At 31.8% G+C, this 22,148-nt stretch carries 15 protein-coding genes and 1 pseudogene; 11 read left to right on the forward strand and 5 right to left on the reverse strand.

Features of this window, described 5'->3' with window-relative positions; translation table 11 throughout:
• Positions 1 to 61 precede the first annotated feature (61 nt).
• Positions 62 to 931: a protease HtpX gene (gene htpX, locus ACGH80_RS08095; protein WP_174798279.1), complete on the forward strand. Its 870-nt coding sequence runs from the start codon at positions 62 to 64 to the stop codon at positions 929 to 931.
• 137 nt (positions 932 to 1,068) lie between these two features.
• Complete coding sequence (locus ACGH80_RS08100; RefSeq protein ID WP_411630853.1) at positions 1,069 to 3,006, forward strand: peptidase U32 family protein; 1,938 nt, start codon at positions 1,069 to 1,071, stop codon at positions 3,004 to 3,006.
• 112 nt (positions 3,007 to 3,118) lie between these two features.
• Here the strand turns inward: ACGH80_RS08100 and ACGH80_RS08105 are convergent, their stop codons facing one another.
• Positions 3,119 to 3,310 (reverse strand): hypothetical protein, encoded by a 192-nt coding sequence (locus ACGH80_RS08105; RefSeq protein ID WP_411630855.1) that lies wholly within the window; start codon positions 3,308 to 3,310, stop codon positions 3,119 to 3,121.
• Positions 3,311 to 3,475: 165 nt separating this feature from the next.
• On the opposite strand from ACGH80_RS08105, the gene ACGH80_RS08110 reads away from it, so the two are divergent.
• From ACGH80_RS08110 to ACGH80_RS08120, 3 genes are all read left to right on the forward strand, one after another.
• Positions 3,476 to 4,594 carry a phage/plasmid replication protein gene (locus tag ACGH80_RS08110; RefSeq protein WP_411630870.1) on the forward strand — a complete coding sequence of 373 codons (1,119 nt, stop codon included), beginning with the start codon at positions 3,476 to 3,478 and terminating at the stop codon, positions 4,592 to 4,594.
• A 180-nt stretch (positions 4,595 to 4,774) separates the two neighbouring features.
• Positions 4,775 to 5,488: a helix-turn-helix domain-containing protein gene (locus ACGH80_RS08115; protein ID WP_238786377.1), complete on the forward strand. Its 714-nt coding sequence runs from the start codon at positions 4,775 to 4,777 to the stop codon at positions 5,486 to 5,488.
• A gap of 49 nt (positions 5,489 to 5,537) precedes the next feature.
• On the forward strand, positions 5,538 to 6,581 hold the full coding sequence (locus ACGH80_RS08120) for a YdgH/BhsA/McbA-like domain containing protein (protein ID WP_174798282.1): 1,044 nt from the start codon (positions 5,538 to 5,540) through the stop codon (positions 6,579 to 6,581).
• 48 nt (positions 6,582 to 6,629) lie between these two features.
• On the opposite strand, the gene hrpA is transcribed toward ACGH80_RS08120, so the two are convergent.
• Complete coding sequence (gene hrpA / locus ACGH80_RS08125) at positions 6,630 to 10,469, reverse strand: ATP-dependent RNA helicase HrpA (protein WP_174798339.1); 3,840 nt, start codon at positions 10,467 to 10,469, stop codon at positions 6,630 to 6,632.
• A gap of 111 nt (positions 10,470 to 10,580) precedes the next feature.
• Between hrpA and ACGH80_RS08130 the strand changes: the two genes are divergently transcribed.
• From ACGH80_RS08130 to ACGH80_RS08150, 5 genes are all read left to right on the forward strand, one after another.
• A complete protein-coding gene (locus tag ACGH80_RS08130; protein ID WP_065590958.1) occupies positions 10,581 to 11,000 on the forward strand; it encodes an META domain-containing protein in 420 nt (139 codons plus the stop codon).
• 323 nt (positions 11,001 to 11,323) lie between these two features.
• Complete coding sequence (pykF, locus tag ACGH80_RS08135) at positions 11,324 to 12,736, forward strand: pyruvate kinase PykF (protein ID WP_174798283.1); 1,413 nt, start codon at positions 11,324 to 11,326, stop codon at positions 12,734 to 12,736.
• Between the two features lie 112 nt (positions 12,737 to 12,848).
• Positions 12,849 to 14,906: a polyphosphate kinase 1 gene (ppk1, locus tag ACGH80_RS08140; RefSeq protein WP_296301616.1), complete on the forward strand. Its 2,058-nt coding sequence runs from the start codon at positions 12,849 to 12,851 to the stop codon at positions 14,904 to 14,906.
• Positions 14,907 to 14,916: 10 nt separating this feature from the next.
• The gene (locus ACGH80_RS08145; RefSeq protein ID WP_202983904.1) at positions 14,917 to 16,440 is read left to right on the forward strand and encodes an exopolyphosphatase; all 1,524 of its coding nucleotides are present in this window, start codon (positions 14,917 to 14,919) and stop codon (positions 16,438 to 16,440) included.
• A gap of 512 nt (positions 16,441 to 16,952) precedes the next feature.
• Positions 16,953 to 17,675 (forward strand): outer membrane protein, encoded by a 723-nt coding sequence (locus ACGH80_RS08150; RefSeq protein WP_174798285.1) that lies wholly within the window; start codon positions 16,953 to 16,955, stop codon positions 17,673 to 17,675.
• A gap of 448 nt (positions 17,676 to 18,123) precedes the next feature.
• Here the strand turns inward: ACGH80_RS08150 and ACGH80_RS08155 are convergent, their stop codons facing one another.
• The gene (locus ACGH80_RS08155) at positions 18,124 to 19,107 is read right to left on the reverse strand and encodes an AEC family transporter (protein ID WP_065590963.1); all 984 of its coding nucleotides are present in this window, start codon (positions 19,105 to 19,107) and stop codon (positions 18,124 to 18,126) included.
• A 742-nt stretch (positions 19,108 to 19,849) separates the two neighbouring features.
• Entirely contained in the window at positions 19,850 to 20,761 is a 912-nt protein-coding gene (locus tag ACGH80_RS08160) for a LysR family transcriptional regulator (protein WP_174798286.1), read from the reverse strand.
• A gap of 143 nt (positions 20,762 to 20,904) precedes the next feature.
• On the opposite strand from ACGH80_RS08160, the pseudogene ACGH80_RS08165 reads away from it, so the two are divergent.
• Positions 20,905 to 21,314: pseudogene (locus ACGH80_RS08165) on the forward strand (DoxX family protein).
• Positions 21,315 to 21,501: 187 nt separating this feature from the next.
• Here the strand turns inward: ACGH80_RS08165 and ACGH80_RS08170 are convergent.
• Positions 21,502 to 22,065: a cysteine hydrolase family protein gene (locus ACGH80_RS08170; RefSeq protein WP_034913065.1), complete on the reverse strand. Its 564-nt coding sequence runs from the start codon at positions 22,063 to 22,065 to the stop codon at positions 21,502 to 21,504.
• Positions 22,066 to 22,148: the final 83 nt, after the last annotated feature.

A 22,148-nucleotide genomic window follows, 5' to 3' on the forward strand; every position in this document is an offset into this window, starting at 1 on the left:
GCTAATAAATATTACTTATTGATTATTAGTTTCATTAACACCAATAAAAAAGGACACTTTCATGATGCGAATTGGATTATTTATTCTAACTAACTTAGCCGTTATGTTTGTATTTGGAATCATTTTAAGTATTTTAGGCGTTGATGCGCATAGTACTTTAGGATTACTTATATTTGCAGCAATCTTCGGTTTTGGAGGATCTTTTATATCTCTTCTATTATCTAAGAGAATGGCTTTGAGGTCAGTAGGGGGACAAATCATTACTCAACCTAGTAATAGTCAAGAACAATGGTTACTTGATGTTGTTCGTCGATTGTCAACGGAACTTAATATAAAAATGCCAGATGTTGCCATCTATCATGCTCAAGATGTTAATGCTTTTGCAACCGGCGCAACTAAAAATAGTTCTCTTGTTGCAGTAAGTTCTGGTTTATTAAGTACTATGACTCAAGATGAAGCTGAAGCAGTAATCGGTCATGAAATGAGTCATGTTGCTAATGGTGATATGGTCACAATGACTTTATTACAAGGAGTTCTTAATACTTTTGTTATTTTTATTTCAAGAATGTTAGCATCCGTTGTAGCTCAAGCATTGGATGATCGTAATCGTGGTTTATCACAGTTAACCTATTTCTTGATAGTTATGGTTTTTGAAACCGTATTTGGTATTTTAGCAAGCCTTATAGCTATGTGGTTTTCTCGTTATCGAGAATTTCACGCTGATGCTGGTTCGGCTAAATTAGTAGGCAGTACAAAGATGATTGCCGCGTTAGAAAAACTAAAAACTAGCCATGAACCAAGTGAAGATACTTCAATTTTAGCATTCTGCATTAATGGAGCTAAAAAAGCAAAATTTTCTGAATTGTTTATGTCTCATCCGCCATTAGAAAAACGTATAGAAGCTTTAAGGAATGAAACTTATCGCAACTAAGGCTAGATGATCTATATCAAATTTATATTCAAACACATACTTTCCTGAAAGTTTTTTACAAGTATTATTAATTTTATAATAATGCTTGTAAAATAAAAACCAAATTATTCACTAGTTAGATTTTCAAAGAGTTTATAATGTCAAATCTTGTCACCAATAATAAATTAGAATTGCTTAGTCCCGCTAAAAATATTGAGATTGCACAACAGGCTATTTTACATGGCGCAGATGCCGTATACATTGGCGGGCCAAATTTTGGTGCTAGGCATAATGCTGGTAATTCGGTTAGTGATATTGCCCAGTTAGTTGAATTTGCTCATCATTATTATGCAAAAGTATTTGTAACCTTAAATACCATTCTTCACGATAATGAACTTGAACCAGCAAGACAACTTATATGGCAATTTTATGACGCAGGTGTTGATGCATTAATTGTGCAAGATATGGGCATTTTGAGAATGGATATTCCTCCTATTGATTTACATGCGAGCACTCAAATGGATATAAGGACACCTGAAAAAGCCAAATTTTTATCTGATGTTGGTTTTTCACAAATAGTATTAGCTCGTGAGCTTAATTTAACTGAGATAGCTAAAATTCATGAGCAAATTGATGCAAAAATAGAATTTTTTATACATGGTGCGCTTTGTGTGGCATTTTCAGGACAGTGTTATATCTCACATGCACAGACAGGGCGTAGTGCAAATCGAGGAGATTGCTCCCAAGCTTGTCGACTTCCTTTTACCTTAAAAGATGATCAAGGGCGCATTGTTGCTTATGAAAAACATTTATTATCAATGAAAGATAATAACCAATCAGATAATTTGAACGAATTAATTCAAGCAGGTGTACGCTCCTTTAAAATAGAAGGACGTTATAAAGATCTAAGTTATGTTAAAAACATTACAGCCTTTTATCGTCAAAAATTAGATACTATTTTGTCAAATTCGTCTAATTTACAATCAGCGTCAAGTGGTCGAACTGAGCACTTTTTTATACCAGATCCTCACCAAACATTTCATCGAGGAAGTACAGATTATTTTGTACATGGAAGAAAATCCAATATAGGTGCATTCGATTCACCTAAATTCATTGGTTTGCAAATTGGTGAGATAACTCAAATTACACCTAAAACTATCGATATTAAATCTGAGAAAATATTAACTAATGGAGATGGCTTAAATGTACTAATAAAACGAGAGATCTTTGGGTTTAGAGCTGATAAGGTGGAGAAACTTTCGGCTAATCAATATCGAATTTATCCAAATGAAATTCCTAAGCCGCTTTTTTCAGTTAAATTACCTTATATAGTGAATCGAAATCTTGATCATGTGTGGCAACAAAATTTATTGAAAGCATCAAGTAATCGCAGAATTGGTGTGTCATTTAAACTATATAATATTGAAAAAGATATAGAGCTAATTGCAAAAAGCGAAGAGGGCGTTTGTGTCAAGGTAGAACTTAATGGGGAATTCGAACTTGCGGAACAACCAGATAAATCATTAAAAAATATTAGAGATAATTTATCTAAATTAGGAAAAACTATATATTATCTTACTGATTTTGATTTAAATTTATCAAAAATTTATTTTATTCCAAGTAGTCAACTAAATCAGCTTCGAAGGAATGCCACTAATGAATTGACGGCTAAAAGATTAACAAGTTATTGTCGCCAAAAACGTAAACCAGAACAAAACCCAGTTCCGTTTTATCCTGAAAATCATTTGAGCTTTTTGGCAAATGTTTATAATCATAAAGCAAGAGAATTTTATACACAACATGGAGTTGAATTAATTGAAAGTGCTTATGAAGCACATGAAGTTAAAGAAGAAGCGCCCTTAATGATAACCAAACATTGTTTACGGTTTGCGTTTAATTTATGTCCAAAACAAGCAAAAGGAATTCAAGGTGTTAAAACTAAAGTTACGCCAATGAAGTTAATTCAAAATAATGAAGAATTATTGCTAAAGTTCAATTGTAAAGCTTGCGAAATGCAAGTATGGGGTAAAATAAAAAAACACATTTTAAAAAAGCCACTTCCTGGAAGTGAGATTATATTTATGGCAAAAAAATAAGGTATTTAAAAATATTGCTCATTAATTAATATTTATATTTATTCGTTAAAAAACATTATTTAACATAATATACATTATTGTGACACCCGAACTTTACCATGGTTTTCCGGGGTTATTTGTTTTTTTCATTTAGTTTTTGTGAAACATAATCATCCATTGCTTCTTTTGAATAATTATCAATCATAAAGCCTATTATTTCCGTCCAAATAATAGGCTTACCTAGCTTTGTTGTTGCATTAACAGCAAGCCTTTCAAGTTTAAGTTTTCTTGATTCTGTGACGTTATAAGTTGAACGTTTATTCATTATTACCCTCATAATATTTAAAAACTCTAGGCTAGTATAGGTATACCCTAATTAGCCTATTTGATTTAATTATATAACTGATATACTCATGTTTTCATTAACACTTGTGTTCATGAGTTAAATGTGCTATTTTTTTTATTAATGAGCACATGAACACAAGTGTTAATATGTTTTTTCGATTGGTTAAATATAGAGCAAGATTTTGGTTATCAGCTACCTCTTATTGGTGACGTTGCTTATCAACGCATATTTTTAGAAACAGGGGAAGTGAGCTCTTTATCTCAACCTGCTTATAAGCACTCTGGTTCATTTTGTGATTCTGTTCTAATTAAAATTTCTGGTTCGGTATTAAAAATGTCAGGAAATCCTTCTCGGTGGGGACGTATAGAGAATCTGTTCGGTTTACGTTCTGTTGATAATTGTGTTGATGTTTACAACAAAATTTTAACTGAACTTAATTTACCCGTATTTACAAAATGCACTAAATTGCTGTTTAGACAACCCAGTGGTTCAAAAATAGAAACTTTTTCTGATGGAGCAATTATAAAAGAACTGCATATCACATCAAATAAAACGGTTGGCGCAGGCAACGTTAATGATTATTTAGCAGGGTTATCGACTTTAAACTATCGTTACAGTGTCCCTCGGTTACACAGTAACGGTCAATCTGTAGATTGGCTATCAAAAAATGGTAATGCACATCTGATTTATCCAACTGTTTACAATAAAGCTCATGAACTTGAATTACACAGCATAACAAAAATTAAAAACAAATTTGGTGAAAACTCAATAGAATTTAAATACTTAATTGACGTAATAGAATATTGTAAAAATAGCGGTGTAGTACGATTTGAACAAAAATTAAAATCCCGATTTTTAAAACGAGAGAATTTACATTACTGGGGATTATCAGACTATACACGATTAAATAAACTACATGATGAATTTTTAAACTTAGATAAGAAGCTATCGGTGAATGCTATGGATTTTGAAACTATCAGCGAGCGATTGATAAGATGCGGGGTGGTTGATACTACACGAGCAGCTAATACAACTGCTATGTATGCTATTCAATGGATGCATGGACAAACGTTTAATTTTGAAAAATCTCAAGTGCAAATACACAGAGCAAGATTACGAAAAATTGGCATCGATATAGCACAACGTTGTAACTTAGCTAAGTTTAGTCCGGTGACAGTCAGAGAAATAAGGAAAGTTGAAGTTGCAGATTGTCAGATTCCCGATTGGTATCAGATGCCGCAAATTTTTAAATTAGCGTCATGATTTTGTTGGTTGCATCTACAGAATTCACGTACGTTCATCTTGGTGCGCATAATGTATATTATGTTAAATAATGTTTTTTAACGAATAAATATAAATATTAATTAATGAGCAATTGTTGTTTTATTATAAAATATGCTACTCTAATAAATTAATAAATTTTAATTATTTCCTTTCGTTAATATGCAAAATATTTTTAAGACATTACGTTCAAAAAGTTATTCCGTTCCATGTGAATTATGTAGTATGGGATCTTTCTGCATTCCCATGTTGCTTAACAATAAATTAAACAGTATATTAGAAAGAAAAATATCTTATGCTAAAAATGAAATCCTAGCAAAATCTAATACGCCCTTTACTAAATTTTATATTATTCATTCGGGTGCATTAAAAACTTTTGTTACAACTTCTGATAATCATCAACGAGTTAATGGCTTTTATTTACCAGGAGATATTGTTGGTTTAGATTCAATTGCAACTCAAGTGTATAATAATAATATTCAAGCTCTTAGTAATACATTGGTTTGTGAGCTTTATTATGATGAGCTGATGTCGTTAGTTGATACTCAAAAAAATATTAGAGACCTTGTGTTTAATTTGTTAAGCTCTGATATTTATAATTACCAAAAATTAGTATTATGCTATTCTCAAAAAAAGGCTGATGAACGAGTAGCAACTTTTATTTATTCACTTTATCAGCGTTATGAAAAGAAAGGTCATTCTTCATTGAATATTAAGCTCATGATGAGCCGAGCCGATATCGCTAATTATTTAGGTTTAACAATTGAAACAGTTAGCAGAAATTTATCAAAGTTGCAAGAACAAAATATTTTATTAGCTAGAGGAAAATATTTATTTATCAAAAATTTAAACGGTTTAATAGATTTAGGTAATTAGATTTATTTATGTTAAAATAATCAGAATAAATTTTGTAAGGTCTTAATATATGGCAAGTTTAAAGAACACGCTTATTGTAGTTGCTATGTCCCTAACCTCTTTTTCTTCGTTTGCTGCTCAACAATTAACGGAGCAACAAGCTAAAGGTTTACAGTCATTTAAAAGTATAACTATCCGCGGAGCTTTTTATACTGATAGTGATTATATCATGGCAATGTCGAGAGCTGCGGATAAAGAAGGAGCTGCTTCCTTTTATATAACCACAACTAATATCAGTCCTTCTAATGATACTTTAAGGATTGTGTATGCGAAATTATATAAAGCCGATGCTCCTAAAGCAGAAGAACAAGCTGAAAGCCTTCGCAAGTTTGAAGGTATTTATGAATATCCAAAATCTAAAGCCATACGTTTAGAGCCTTTCAACATTGTGCGTATTCGTGGTTATTTTCCTAGTGAATATGATATTAACCAAGCAATTGCTAGAGAAGCATCAGCAAAAGGTGCTTATGCTTATTATATTGATTCACGTAGTGAATTAGGTAGTAATATACAAGTTGCTGCTTATTTGTTTAAGAAAGATGCACCTGAACGTAAACTTCAACCTGAGGATGCAATTCCATATGACTCTGAAGCTGGTCAACAAGCTCTTGCACAAGGTGGTGATGCGGCTATGCAGGTAGAAAAACCTGGCTATTATTCTTCTTCAGCTTTTAATGAAAAATTTTATGCCGATAAATTTAATAATAAAGTAAAAGTCATTAATCAAGCCACACAAAAAGCAACAACTTCTGCAACAACTAATGCTTCTGCATCTCAAGTTACGACGATAACAACTGAGCCACAACGCATTACACGTTACACTGTCACTCTACCCGATGGACGAAAGATCCAAGAATTGAATGATGCAACTGCAGCAAAAATGGTTGCGTTTGATACAATTAAATTCAGAGGTTACTATGTAACTGATCAGGAAATTTCTTATCAAGCGGGTAAACGAGCTATTGATGCTGGGGCCAAGTATTATCATATTGCTAGAATTGCCCATGATTCAAATGGTCCAAATATAACTGTTTTTGTAGATCTGTATCGATAGTTTATATAGACAATCGGGCGCATAAGCGCCCTATTTTTTTGTATGAAGCTATAGTTGTGATTTAACTACATCAATTTGCTGCTTGATGCGTTTTGCTGAAATTGGATATGATGTACCAAGCTGTTGCGCAAATAAATTTACTCTTAATTCTTCAATCATCCAACGGATATCTGTCACTTTAGTGTCCGATCGTTGATTGTTTGGTAAACTATTAATCCAATTATCATACTGATTCTGAACATCTTCTATAATACTCATTGATTGCCTATCTCTTGCCATATTTTGAAATAATTTTTCAATTCTTTTCTCAATTGCCGATAAATATCGAGAGATATCATTCAATCTTCTATAACTTGATTGAGTAACAAATCCTTTATAAACTAATCTATTAAGTTGATGTTTGATATCTGACAAGGCAAATGCTAAAGATAAATCAACGCGCCCTTTTAACTTTTTATTAATGCTAAAATGCAAAGTTAGTATTGATTCGACTTGCTTAGCAATATCAACAACTATTTCATTAATATGAGTTTTAGTATAATCAAGTAATTGCTGATAATCATCAGTTGAATGTATTGCTTTATTATTTGTTTCAATTAAATAATCAATACCACAAGCGATACAATCATCAATAAGCATTAACACGTTACCAAACGAATTAAAATATAAACTTAATTTCGATTTATTGGGTAATTTTTCATGTAAATACTTGATTGGAGAAGGAATATTAAGCATTAATAAGCGTCTTAAACCTAATTTATTTAATCTTTGTTGCTCTGATTGATTATCAACTAACTTTATACTTACGGAATTTTGATTATCAATAATAGCTGGATAAGCCTTAACAGTATAGTTTTTTTGTTTTTCTTCATAAACATCAGGAAGTTTTCCAAATGTCCAATCTGTCAAATTATTTTGCTCAATTGAGTTATCTTTTTTATTAATAGTAATAGATGATAAAGCTTGTTGAAGTTGAGTTTTGAGTTGCTGTTTTAGCATATCAAGATCTTTACTTGAAGCAATTTCCTTATGATTACTATCAATAATACTAAAATTCATTTTTAAATGTTCAGGGACTTGCTCTAATTGCCAATTTTCTGATGTAATTTTCACACCAGTCATTTTATGAAATTCATTTTCTAAGCATTCAAGAAGCGGTTTTTCTGTAGTATCTACCCTATCTAAAAATGCATCTGCATAATTTGGTGCAGGGACAAGGTTTCGTCGTAAAGATTTAGGCAATGATTTGATTAATGCAATTATTAAATCTTTTCTAAAACCTGGCACTTGCCAATCGAATCCCTTGTTTTTAATTTGGTTTAAGATATCAAGTGGAATTTTTATAGTGACGCCGTCACGGTTATGACCAATATCAAAGTGATAACTAAGTGCTAGCTTAAAATGATCTTGATACCAGAAATCAGGAAAATCATTTAAGTTAATTAATTGTGCTGATTGCCTGATCAGCATCTCTTTTTGTACATTAAGATAATCAGGATCAGATTTTTGTTTCTGCATCCACCATTTATCAAAATGTTTAGATGAAATAACGGATTTATCTATGCGTTTATCATAGAAATCAAATAATTCATCATCATCAATTAAAATATTCTGACGACGTGATTTATGTTCTAAATCTTCAACTTCATTAATCAATTTTTGATTTTGCTTGTAAAATTTATGACTTGTGAACCAATCACCTTCAACTAATGCATGTCGAATAAACAGAGTGCGACTTAGAATAGGATCAATTTTGCTGTAATTTACTATTCTATTAGTAACAATTGGTAACCCAAATAAAGTTACTTTTTCGTTTGCTATTGTTGTGCCCTGCTTTTTAGACCACCTAGGTTCGTTATAGTCATATTTCACTAAATGTTTAGCTATAGGTTCAATCCATTCAGCTTCAATTTTTGCTGCTGTTCTTCCCCATAATCTATTTGTTTCAACAAGTTCACTAGCAATACACCATTTGGGTTGGTTTTTGAAAAGTGCTGAATTAGGAAAAATTGCAAATTTTATATTACGTGCACCTATATACTCACGCTTTTCAAGCTCTTTCATTCCAATATGAGATAGTAAACCGCTTAGTAACGAGATATGTAATGAATTATAATCAGCCTCTTTACTATTAATCGGAAACGCTAATTGCTTAATTGTTTGTCTAATTTGCGTATAGACATCTTGCCATTCACGGATTCGAAGATAATTTAAAAACTCTTTTTGGCATAATCGTCTAAATTGATTCCCTGATAATACGTTCTGCTGTTCTTTAATGTAGTTCCATAAATTAATTAAAGAAATAAAATCTGACTCTTTATCAACAAAACGACGATGTTTCTCATCAGAAGCTTGCTGTTTATCATAAGGTCTTTCTCTTGGATCTTGAATCGATAAAGCAGCAGTAATTATCATTATTTCTTTAATGCACCCTAGGCGCCTTGCTTCAACCAGCATCCTAGCTAATCTTGGATCAATTGGTAATTGTGCTAAAATTTTACCTATTTCAGTTAAATGATATCTATTCTGTATGGTATGAATTGCCCCAAGTTCCTCTAATAAGCGAAGTCCATCACGAATATATTTTGAATTAGGTTTTTCAACAAAAGGAAAAGCGGCAATATCTCCTAAGCCTAATGATGTCATTTGTAATATTACTGAAGCTAAATTGGTCCGTAATATTTCGGGTTCGGTAAATTTGGGGCGAGATAAAAAATCTTGTTCATCATATAAACGTATGCAGATACCATTAGATGTTCGTCCACAACGTCCTTTACGCTGATTGGCAGAGGCTTGTGATATTGGTTCAATAGGTAAACGTTGAACTTTAGTTCGGTAACTATAACGACTAATTCTGGCTAACCCCGAATCGATCACATATTTAATACCCGGAACGGTTAACGATGTTTCTGCCACATTAGTAGCAAGGACAATTCGACGTTTAGTATGTGATTGAAAAATTCGATTTTGTTCTGATGCTGATAACCTTGCATATAATGGCAAAATATCCGTATGACGGAGTTCTAACTTATTAAGTGTATCGGCAAGATCTCGAATTTCTCGTTCTCCTGTTAAAAAGATTAATATATCCCCAAGACTTTCAGTTGATAATTCATCAATGGCATCTATAATCGGTTGAAAATCAAAACTTTTATCATTATTATCATCTTCTTTCAGGATTAGGGGACGATATCTAACCTCGACTGGATAGGTACGACCCGATACTTCAATAATTGGAGCCTCATTGAAGTGTTTAGAAAAACGTTCCACATCAATAGTCGCTGATGTTATTATGACTTTTAAGTCTGGACGTTTAGATAATAACTGCTTAAGATAGCCTAAAATAAAATCAATATTCAAACTGCGTTCATGTGCTTCGTCAATAATAATAGTATCATATTGTAGTAAGAATTTATCTTTCTGAATTTCAGCAAGCAATATTCCGTCAGTCATTAATTTAATCAGAGTTGTGTCATTGACATGATCAGAAAATCTGACTTTAAAACCAACTAACTGCCCTATCTCTGTTTTTAGCTCTTCAGCGATACGATTAGCTACTGAACGTGCTGCTAATCGTCTTGGTTGGGTATGACCAATATAGCCTTTGACACCTAAGCCTAATTCTAAACAGATTTTGGGAATCTGTGTTGTTTTTCCCGAGCCAGTTTCACCTGCAACTATAACTACTTGATTATTTTTAATAGCATCATAAATTTCTTGTTTTTTTTCAGTCACAGGCAAATTTTTGGGAAAAATAATATTTTTCGGTAACGACTCTAGTCTGCTTTGATAATGTAAGTTAGCATTTTGTATGGCGGAATCTATATCAGCTATAGTTTGACTTTTCTTAGCTAATTTGATTATTTTATGCTTATTTAAGAAAGTCATTGAATCAAGATTTTTTAATTGCTGTTGAGATAGCATAGCGTTTCAGATATTTCAATTATAGTTACATTAATGCACGATTATAACAAATTTAACCTATTATTAGGAGTTCAAATGAAAAAAACGTTTTTGTTAACTGCTCTATTTATGGCTTTACTGGCTTTATCAGGATGTAATGACTCAAGTACTTTACAAGAGACCGACCTCATGCACCACCGTTTTGTACTCACTAAAGTAAATGGTCAAGATATTCCGTTAGATGATCAAGCAGAGCTTATATTTGGGGAAAATATGACAATTACAGGTAAAATGTGTAACCATTTTTCTGGTAAAGTTACTTTAGACAACGGTAGCATAAAAGGTAGTGGAATTGTGATGACTAAAATGCTTTGTAATGATGATCAATTAAATCAATTAGATTATATTATTGAGAACTTAATTACTGAAGGTACAAAAATCAATTTAAAAAATAATCAACTAACCTTGAAAAATAACAATAATGAACTAATTTATCAACTTAAAGACTTAATGTAAGCCAAATGTTTAGTTGCTATAATTTAGTATGTTATTATAAATAACAAAATATATTAAAGATAAAATACTTTATTTAAAATACTGTTAAGAATATAATAAGAAGAATTTTAAAGGGTTTAACTTATTGATGAAATTATTATATTCTTCAAAGATTTTATGTGATTTTGGTAGCCATATTGAGCTACAAATACCTTTTTTAACCAATAAAACTACCAATGCTTTGCCATTGGTTTTTTTTTTGCAAAAAGTTGGTTTATCGAATTTTTTAAATTGAATTAAAACATTAACCTTAACATTAAATAAATTACTAAGTAGATACTATTATGAAAAAGACAAAAATTGTTTGTACGATCGGACCAAAATCTGAATCAAAAGAAATGTTAGCAAAATTATTAAATGCAGGCATGAATGTTATGCGTTTAAATTTTTCGCATGGTGATTACGAAGAACATGGCAACCGTATCAAAAATTTACGTGAAGTAATGCAAGAAACTGGTTTAAAAGCAGCTATTATGCTAGACACCAAAGGCCCTGAAATTCGCACTATTAAATTAGAAGGCGGTAATGATGTATCCCTAGTTGCAGGTCAAACATTCACGTTTACTACAGACAAAAATGTTATCGGAAACAAAGACCGTGTAGCCGTAACTTACGATGGTTTTGCGCATGACCTTAAACCAGGTAATCGTGTTTTAGTTGATGATGGCTTAATTGCTATGGACGTTAAAGAAATTAAAGGTAATGAGGTTATTTGTACTGTTTTAAATAACGGTGAACTCGGTGAAAATAAAGGTATTAATTTACCTGGCGTTTCAATTAAATTGCCAGCACTAGCAGAAAAAGATAAAAATGACCTGATTTTTGGTTGTGAACAAGGTGTTGACTTTATTGCTGCATCATTCATTCGGAAACGTTCTGATGTAGATGATATTCGTACTCACTTAAAAGCTCATGGTGGTGAAAACATTAAAATTATATCTAAAATTGAAAACCAAGAAGGTTTAGATAATTTTGATGAAATTCTTGATGCTTCTGACGGTATTATGGTTGCACGTGGTGATTTAGGGGTTGAGATCGCTGTTGAAGAAGTTATTTTTGCTCAAAAAATGATGATCAAAAAATGTAATAAAGCATCTAAACCAGTCATAACAGCAACACAAATGCTTGATTCAATGATTAAAAACCCACGTCCAACTCGTGCGGAAGCTGGTGATGTAGCTAATGCAATTATTGATGGTACAGATGCAGTTATGCTTTCGGGTGAAAGTGCTAAAGGTAAATATCCGCTCGAAACTGTGAATGTTATGGCAACTATCTGTAACCGAACTGATAGCATAATTCCAGCATCGTTAGAATTGACATCAAAAGAAGAAAAGTTGAGTATAACTTCAGCTGTTTGCTGTGGTGCTGTAGAAATTGCTGAGCGTTTAAATGCTCCATTAATTGTTGTAGCAACTCGTAGCGGTAAATCAGCTAGGGAAGTTCGTCATTATTTTCCTAGAGCTCGTATTTTAGCATTATCTTCAAGTCAAAAGACAGTTAATCAGTTAGCCGTGACAAAAGGTGTAGAGCCTATTTTAATTGATTCAATTAACTCAACTGACGATTTTTATCGTTTAGGTAAAGAGATGGCTGTGAAAGTATGCGGTTTACAACAAGGTGATATCATTGTAATGGTATCTGGTGCTTTAGTACCAAGTGGAACTACTAACACAACATCTGTTCACCGTATTTAAAACGGCATACTTATTATTTGTCCTGAAATAAAAAAGTTAGCTACATGCTAGCTTTTTTTTTTACATAAGATATCCTGTATAAAATACTATTAATAGAATTTGAAAGATTAAAATGATTGAAGAAAAAGTATATTTACCTAAGGAACTAAGTTGGTTATCTTTCAATCAGCGAGTTTTACAAGAAGCTGCTGATAAAAGTAATCCACTTATAGAGAGGATACATTTTTTAGGTATATACTCAAGTAATCTTGATGAATTTTATAAAGTACAGTTTGCCAACTTAAAAAAATATGTACTTATTGAACAAGAACAAGCCAACTCATCTTCTAACTCTAAAAACTTATTACGCCAAGTAAACCAAAAAGTTATTCAACTAGAATTACAGTTTGACCAGCTTTATAATGAACTATTATTAGAAATGGCGAGAAATCAAATCTTTTTGATTAACGAAAGACAACTTTCTTCTTATCAAGAAGGTTGGATAAAAAACTATTATAAACAAAATCTTAGACAATATATTACCCCTATTTTACTCGATAGTCATACCGAACTTATTCAATTTTTAAAAGATGATCATGCCTATTTGGCTGTAGAAATTATTTGTGAAGATAAAACCAATTATGCGTTACTTGAGTTACCGACGGATAATATTTCTCGTTTTGTTTTATTACCGTCAGAAGTTTCAACTAAAAATAAATCGATCATTTTTTTGGATAACATATTACGTTACTGTTTACCCGATATTTTTAAAGTGTTTTTTGATGCCAAAGAATTAAATGCCTATTCTATTAATATTAATAGAGATGCTGAATACGAATTAAACACAGAATTAGACAGTTTGCTTGAACTTATGTCACAAGGTTTAAAACAACGTTTGACTGCTCAGCCAGTTCGTTTTACTTATCAAAAAGATATGCCAAAAGCATTATTTGAGTTATTGATTAATAAATTGTTATTAACTGAACAAGACGCAATGCCAAGTGGACGCTATCCTAATTTTAAAGATCTTGTGAAATTTCCTGATTTTGGTCAAAAAAAGCTATTAAATAAAAAAATTCCAAGCCTAAGCTATAATCGATTTAAACAATTTCGTAATTCGTTTGATGCGATTAAAGATCGAGATGTATTGCTTTATTATCCCTATTACTCTTTTGGACATGTATTAGAGATTATGCGCCAAGCTTCGTTTGATCCATCTGTTACGCATATTCGCATGAATATCTACAGAGTTGCAAAAGATTCCCGCTTTATTCATGCGGCCATTAATGCTGCCAATAATGGTAAAAAGGTCACTGTAGTTGTTGAATTGCAAGCAAGGTTTGATGAAGAGGCAAATATAAAATGGGCAAAACGATTAATTAGTAGTGGAATTAAAGTTATCTATTCACAACCAAAACTAAAGATCCACGCTAAATTATTTTTGATTGATCGTAAAGAGAATAACGAAATTGTTCGTTACGCCCATATTGGTTCAGGTAATTTTAATGAAAGGACTGCAAGAATTTATACCGATTTTTCGTTATTAACTGCAGATCCTGTAATTACAGATGAAGTTAAAAATGTATTTAATTTCATTGAAAACCCATTTAAACCAGTTTCATTCCATCATTTACTTGTGTCTCCACAAAATACCCGATTGAGATTTTATGAATTTATCCAACAAGAAATAAATAATGCTAAAGCAGGTAAAGTAGCTGGTATCTATTTAAAACTCAATGCAATAACCGATAAAGATATGATAGACCAATTATACCGTGCATCTTGTGCAGGTGTAAAAATTAGAATTGTAGTAAGAGGAACTTGTGTCTTGATACCCAAAATTCCTAATTTAAGCGAAAATATTACTGTCACAAGTATTGTTGATCAGTTTTTAGAACATGCTCGTGTGTATATTTTTGAAAATGATGGGAAAAAAGATACTTATATTTCTTCTGCTGATTGGATGCCTCGTAACCTAGATAATCGTATTGAAGTAGGTGTAAAAATCTTCGATCCAATAATAAAATCAACTATCCATAATATTTTTAATATTCAATGCAATGATAATGTAAAGGCTCGTATTATTGATAAAGATGCAACTAATAATTATGTACAAAGAGGTAATAAGAAAAAAATTAGAGCACAATATGCCATTTATGATTATTTGAATCAGTTAGAAACGGTTGAATAAGGGATTTAAAGTGAATAAATTCAATGAATATGCGGTAGTTGATCTTGGTTCAAATAGTTTTCACATGGTTATTGCTCGTATTATAGATGGTGCTATACAGATCATTTATAAAAATAAAAAAAATATTCATCTTGCCACAGGGCTTAATGCTAATAACCATCTAAGTGAATCAAGCATTATGCGAGGTCTGGAATGTCTTACACTATTTTCCGAAAGATTAATTGGCTTTCCTCCCGAAAATGTTCGTGTTGTAGCAACTCATACATTACGGGTTGCAAAAAATAGATATAAATTTTTAATGGCTGCGGCTAAAGTATTTCCATTTCCTATAGAAATCATATCGGGACAAGAAGAAGCACGTCTTATTTATTTAGGTACTATGACATCAGAACCAACATCGTCAAATGATACTAAATTTGTAATAGATATCGGTGGAGGATCTACAGAAATTGCAATAGGTAGAGGAAATGATCTAAAACCGTTGATTGTTGCTAGTCGCCCTATGGGATGCATAACTTATGCTAAACAGTTTTTTCATGAAAAAAAAATTAACGCTATTTCATTCGAACAAGCAAAGCTTGCCGCCGAACAACAAATTGAAAGCTTGATTAATATTATAAAAAAACAAAATATTACTGTTGCATTTGGTACATCGGGAACCATCAAGTCTATTTATCGTATCTTATTAGATATTGGGGTTTGTGATGGAATTATTACCCAAAAAAGGCTCGATGATTTAATTAGTTATGTTTTAGAATTCAACTCTTTTCAAGATATTGACTACCCTTCACTTTCTAGTGAAAGAAAAAGTGTATTTGTCAGCGGGCTAGCTATATTTAGTGGGGTTTTTAACGCATTTGGGTTAAATACTTTACAATTTAGCCCATGCGCATTACGTGAAGGGGTGCTTTATGAGTTGGTTGGAGGTCTTAATTTCCGAGATATTAGACAAAATACCGCGCAAACTCTTTCTGAACATTACAATATAGACCAACGCCATGCTACGCAAGTTGTTAAAACTGCAAAATATTTATTTTCTCAATGGCAACAACAAGCACCAACATCTATTCCGGCAAGCCTTGAATCTATTTTATATTGGGCTGCTTTGTTACATGAGGTAGGGTTAAAAATTAACTTTTCTTCAGTTCATAAACATTCAAGCTATATTTTACAAAATAGTAATTTACCCGGATTTAACGAAGAACAGCAATTACTTTTGTCTACTCTTGTACGTTACCATAGAAAGACTATCAATATAGATACACTACCCTATTTTAGTTTGTTCGAATACAAACATATAATACCGCTAATGCAAATCCTAAGATTATCTATACTCATCAATAATCAGCGAAATACAGAAATTAATTTACAAGCATTTCGTTTAAAATTAATAAAAAATAAACTAACTAAAGTGACTATAGAAATTAATCGGGAATTTGTTGAAAATAATAAATTGATATTATTTGATTTAGAACAAGAAAAAAAATATTGGAAAGAAATTGAGGATTGGAAACTATCGATTGTAGTCTGTTAATTATAAAAGCCCCTGTAAATCAATTTATATGTAGAAAAAAACGTGTTGTTTACACTTCATAGTAAACTAAACCCACCCTAAATTTTGTATATTTGTAAGTTTGTAACTATTGTGAATACCTCAAACTTAGTACAAGATTCAAGTATAAAATATGGTAATACTGTGTGAGGTTGATAATAGTAGACACAACGACTTAATTACACAATGTGACAGCTAATGGCAATTGAGATTAATTTAGTGGCTTGTAGCTCTCTTGCCCATGTTTTTCGTTGCAATGTGGGCACTACAGCTTTTATGATTTCTTCCTGAGGCTGCGATTTTAGATTTAACTCGGCAAGCATTTGTTACTATAGAGAATTTTCTACTTTCTTGCTGTACTATTTTAAGGGATAGTTACAGTTACGGCTTTTGTTTTTCGTTGAAATAATTTCCTAATACCTCAAATTGATTTTTAATTTATTTGCTTTATAATTGGCAAATCTTAAACAACCATAATAAATAAAGGAAATAAAATGAAGAAGACATTAATTGCACTAACAACTTTTGCTTGTTTTTCAAATTTTGCTTATGCTGAAACAAATGAACTTTACCTAGGAGGTCAATTAGGAGCTTCTATAATAAAAGTGAAAAATATTAAGGATACCTTACATTATAATCACGGCGGTGTTATCAACGATGGTATTTTTGACTCAATGCATAAAACTAAATTAGCAGGTGCTTTAAATTTAGGTTACAACTTTTCTAATTATGATATTCCTGCACGTGTAGAATTATCTCTTACCTTACGTGGCAATACAGATAAAAAAGAAAATAGATACACTGATTATGAAGAATATCGTCTTCGTACTACTCAAAAAGTCAAAGCCCGCATGAATACATTAATGTTAAATGGTTATTATGATATTGATATTGACTCACCAATTACTCCATTTATTGGTGCGGGATTTGGTGTTGCCTTCACTAAACTAGAAAATAGCCATAAGGAAAAATATAACGTTTCTGTTGATGGTGTTGATTATGAACGTTCATTATCAAAAACAAAAACAAAGTTTGCATGGAATGTTGCTGCTGGCGTAGCTTATAAGTTGAATAATAATATGGTTGTTGATTTCACTGCTCGTTATGTGGATGCAGGTAAAGTAAACATCAAAAAACATAATGAATACTATCGAACTAATGCTAGTGCTGAGCTAAGTTCAATTGATTTATTAGCTGGTGTTCGCTATAGCTTCTAATTAATAAACTAAAAAAACAATGGCTCTTTTTAGTTTAGTTACCAATATTATCGCTACATTTCTTGCTACTGTTAATATGTAGAAAAAAACTGGGTTATTTACACTTCATGGTTAAGTAACCACTCCAAAACCCCATAAGGCGTTTTTTCTAAAATCACCTTATGGGGGTTAACAAAATTATAATAATTAATCAATTAAGACTTAGTCTTCACCTTTTGAATCACTATATACTTGTTGATTATGCCGTATTTTAATCCAAAGTTGGTATTACTCTTTTTACTTTTCCATTCGTTTGTAAGCAGCAAGTTTAGTTGATTTTTGAAATACGGTGGTTATTATTACTGTAAACAACCCGAGTAATTCCAGCATGGCTTGCCAAAGAAACGTGTAATTGATAATAAAAGCTCTCATCTAAAATTAAATGAGAGCATTTATATTTAGCTTTTAATTAAGCAACACCTGGAATGGTGAAGTCCATAATAAGCAATAAGGTTGGTAAAATGAAGATAGATAAAACTGTTGATGCAAAGAAAATGCTTGATGCTTGTTCTTGCTCAACATTCCAATTGTAAGCCAAAATAACCGCTGTTGATGCCGTTGGCATTGCCAATAAGAAAACTAATTCTTCTGCTTCCATACCTGTTATGCCAAATAGATATACGGAAATAAGTGCAACAATTGGTGTAATAAAACTTTTCAACACAACATTAATCATTAATGGTTTAGATAATTTCAATTTAACACCATGAATACCAACACCGACCGCAATAAGTGAAATGAAGTTACAGGCATTTGACATAATATCAAAAGTGTTAAACACAAAATGTGGTAGCCATTTAGTTCCATCGGTAACGCTCACAATTAACCCTAAAATAACGGCTAAAAACATTGGCTTCATAAGTGAATTTTTTACTGCACTAAAGATCATACCACCGGTGACTTTACCACCAGACAATTTAGTATCACAAAGTTCTAATAAAAATATTGTCATTGGAATCAATGATAATGCAACAACAAAATTAGCAATCGCAACGGAAATAGTTGATGCGGCTCCTAACATTAACGTCAAGAAAGGAACACCCATCCCGCCCATGTTTGGAAAACAGCATAGCATTGCATTCATAGCTGTTGACTTTAACTCTTTATGCAAAATGTATTTATTGGTTAAAAAACAAATTATCCATAAAAATGACATAGTACAGAAAAATGCAATCATCCAAATGCCATTGAATATTTGCGATGGCTTAGCATGAGACGTATGCACAAAAAGTAAAGCAGGAAAGACAAAGTTTGATACCAGTCCTGATAATAATTTTTTAGAATCCTTCGAAAAGATCCCTTGCTGCACACATAACCAACCAAGAAAAATTAACAAAAAAACCGGAAGACAAGAACTAACAACTTGCCCAACTGCTGACCAGATCAGATTCATTTTTTAAAACTCCTAAAATAATATTACTAAAAATACAAATTCGGTAAATGGTCGGTAACTTCAGATTAGATATTATATTTATAGACCTAGCTAAAATAAGTGGGTAACAAAATCAAATATATTTATTACATGTAAAACGATATTTTTCGTTGTTGAAACTTGATATTATTAAATGCGATTTCGCACTCATTATGTTTAATTAAAGACATTCTTTAATGAAAACCTTTGTTATATTCAAATGTAAAATATAGTAACTTAGGTATTATTATACTTATTCTTTTCGATCTTGTGTAAATCAAGATCTACTAACTGTCTTAAAAACTCAAAAAAACATTAAAACTTTGCTCTAAGCTTGTTAATAATAGAGTTTTATTTCTTTAAAAAACAATCAATAAGAAAATATAAAACATGAGTGTTAAATTATAGTAAAAATTAATATTGCACTAAAATTTCTTAAATGATGCTTTTTTATAATGTGTTATTCATTATAAAAAAACATACCTATTATAGATAATAATTTGATTTACTTTATTTATATAGAATTGCTGCCACAAAGCCTTATTATTGATATTCATATAATGACAATAAATCTTGAAAACAATATATAGTAAAGATTGTTTCTGAATAATCAATTAATAACTAGTATAATGTAAATCATTTCTGTGTTATTGTAAAATCAGTAATACATTTGACTATTTTTTGTCTAAAGATTTTTTACATATCAAATAATAACGGTTATGTTTTAACTAACTGACCATTGATAATTTTTTAGTTCGCTAACTAAAAAATCGATTAAACATCGAGTTCGGAGCGGTAATAATTTACGGCTTGGATAAACGGCATAAATATTCAAATTCTCGACTTTATAATTCAACAAAACACGAACTAAACGGCCTATTTTAATATCTTTACCAATAATAAAATCAGGTTGCAACGAAATACCACCTCCTTGTAACATAATTTGGCGGCAAGTATCGCCATTATTACAATAGATATTCGCTTTTAAATTCACCGAGTAATGGGCATTGTCTTTATAAAAATGCCATTGCTCTTTTTTTGCCCACTGACTATACATCACAATTTTATGATTCAACAAATCATCAGGATCATTCGGCATGCCATATTTAGCAATATAATCAGGCGACGCGGCGGCTATGATTTGCGTAGTTGCCAACTTACGGCTAATCAGCGACAAACTTTCTAGCCGACCAATTCGAACAGCAAGATCGTAGCCCTCCTCAAGCAGATCAACCACACGATCTGACAACGTAATATCTAGCTCAATTTTAGGGTATTTATTGATAAATTTTTGCCATAAAGGCGCCAAATGCAAAATACCAAAACTAACAGGCACATTAACCCGAAGAATACCTTGTGGACTTGCATGATCTAAAGTGAGGCTATTTTCTGCTTCTGTAGTAGCATTAATAATGGCTTTAGTTTGCAAATAAAAAATTTGCCCCTCATGGGTAATGACCATTTTGCGAGTTGTACGTTGTAACAACCGAACTTGCAAGCGATTTTCTAATGCTTGAATATAACGTGACACTGCCTGCTTAGACATATTTAACTTAACTGACGCATCAACAAAACTATTACAATCAACTACCGCCACAAAAACCATCATTTCTAGTAATTTATTAGATCTATCCATCTGCCTTTCACCAACACCAAACAATTGTCCCACTTATTTTGACAATAAATCACATAATAGCTTATTTATCTACAAAATAATAACCATTATCATAAACAAATGGTGCTAACCAATCACAATAATTAACTTACAGGAAAAATAAAATGAAACAATATCAAACAGATCTAGCTTCACTCATGTTACGAATTGCCTTGGGTGTCATGTTCTTGGCGCACGGTTTTACTAAACTACTCGTCTTTACTCCCTCAGGTACTGCGCAATATTTTCAATCACTTGGCTTTCCTTGGTTCCTTGGTTCATTGGTTATTTAGCGATTATGTTTGAAATTGGCGGCGGTTTGTTATTGCTTTTAGGTCTTTTAACCCGCATTGTTAGTTTATTGGCAGTGATTCAAATGATTGTTATTACATTTATTCACTCAGTGAATGGTTGGTCATTTAGTAACGCAGGTGGCGGTTGGGAATATCCTGCCTTTATGGCGCTAACAGCACTCAGTTTAGCATTGCTAGGAAGTGGTCGCTTTAGTGTATTAGCTAAATATTTGGCGTATTAGAGGGGGAGATATTAGTTGTTTTTTTGACAAAACAGTTGAATAAAAACCTCAATAAAATAAATACTTTTTCTGACTGATCTTTACTTAGGGTTGAGTGGGTTAATCGAGCCAATTTAGATTGTTTATAATTATGTTATCGCTTTTTTGGCATCCATTATCCATAATCATTTAATTACAATGCTATAATTTATAAAATAGCCAGTTTGGTTTGAACAAACATTTCACAACTTACAACCGATGCAAAATTGGTTAAGGCAGACATAAAGTTGTTATGTACCACTTGGGATGGAATCGTTTTACCATCAAATTCGAGATCACAAGTTGTACAAGCATCGTGGATTAATATCGGTTGATAACCTAGTTCGGATGCGTGACGTGTTGTTGAGTCAACACACATATGGCTCATCATTCCACAAATAACCATCTGCTGGATCTGTTCTTGTTGTAATTTTTTTTGTAGCTCAGTTTGATAAAAACTATTAGGGAATGTTTTTTTGACAAGATACTCATGCAAGTTACCAAGCGGTAACAAACTTGGATGAATTTCAGCGCCTAAACTTCCGTTAGCAAAAAAATCCGCATGAGGATCAGACTTTATATGCTGAATATAAAAGATCGGTAATTGTTGTGCTCTAAAGTGTTTTTGTAGTTTTAAGGTATTTTGTAAAGTTAATTCTGTATTGTTTAAAGTAAATTTACCCGTTGGGAAATAGTCATTTTGTACGTCGATAATTATTAACCCTTGTTTCATTGTTTTGTCCTTAAATTATGTTTGAGTTGATAATTATGCGATAATTACGCTATCTGTTACATAATGAATTGAAAGTATTATTA

The sequence above is a fragment of the Gilliamella sp. BG1 genome (genome assembly GCF_046635625.1).
GTDB classification, from domain to species: Bacteria; Pseudomonadota; Gammaproteobacteria; order Enterobacterales; family Orbaceae; genus Gilliamella; species Gilliamella bombi.

Coding starts and splice junctions, on each gene's coding strand:
- htpX (WP_174798279.1), top strand. CDS start 62: ATGATGCGAATTGGATTATTTATTCTAACTAACTTAGCCGTTATGTTT.
- ACGH80_RS08100 (WP_411630853.1), top strand. CDS start 1,069: ATGTCAAATCTTGTCACCAATAATAAATTAGAATTGCTTAGTCCCGCT.
- ACGH80_RS08105 (WP_411630855.1), bottom strand. CDS start 3,310: ATGAATAAACGTTCAACTTATAACGTCACAGAATCAAGAAAACTTAAA.
- ACGH80_RS08115 (WP_238786377.1), top strand. CDS start 4,775: ATGCAAAATATTTTTAAGACATTACGTTCAAAAAGTTATTCCGTTCCA.
- ACGH80_RS08120 (WP_174798282.1), top strand. CDS start 5,538: ATGGCAAGTTTAAAGAACACGCTTATTGTAGTTGCTATGTCCCTAACC.
- hrpA (WP_174798339.1), bottom strand. CDS start 10,469: ATGACTTTCTTAAATAAGCATAAAATAATCAAATTAGCTAAGAAAAGT.
- ACGH80_RS08130 (WP_065590958.1), top strand. CDS start 10,581: ATGAAAAAAACGTTTTTGTTAACTGCTCTATTTATGGCTTTACTGGCT.
- pykF (WP_174798283.1), top strand. CDS start 11,324: ATGAAAAAGACAAAAATTGTTTGTACGATCGGACCAAAATCTGAATCA.
- ppk1 (WP_296301616.1), top strand. CDS start 12,849: ATGATTGAAGAAAAAGTATATTTACCTAAGGAACTAAGTTGGTTATCT.
- ACGH80_RS08150 (WP_174798285.1), top strand. CDS start 16,953: ATGAAGAAGACATTAATTGCACTAACAACTTTTGCTTGTTTTTCAAAT.
- ACGH80_RS08155 (WP_065590963.1), bottom strand. CDS start 19,107: ATGAATCTGATCTGGTCAGCAGTTGGGCAAGTTGTTAGTTCTTGTCTT.
- ACGH80_RS08160 (WP_174798286.1), bottom strand. CDS start 20,761: ATGGATAGATCTAATAAATTACTAGAAATGATGGTTTTTGTGGCGGTA.
- ACGH80_RS08170 (WP_034913065.1), bottom strand. CDS start 22,065: ATGAAACAAGGGTTAATAATTATCGACGTACAAAATGACTATTTCCCA.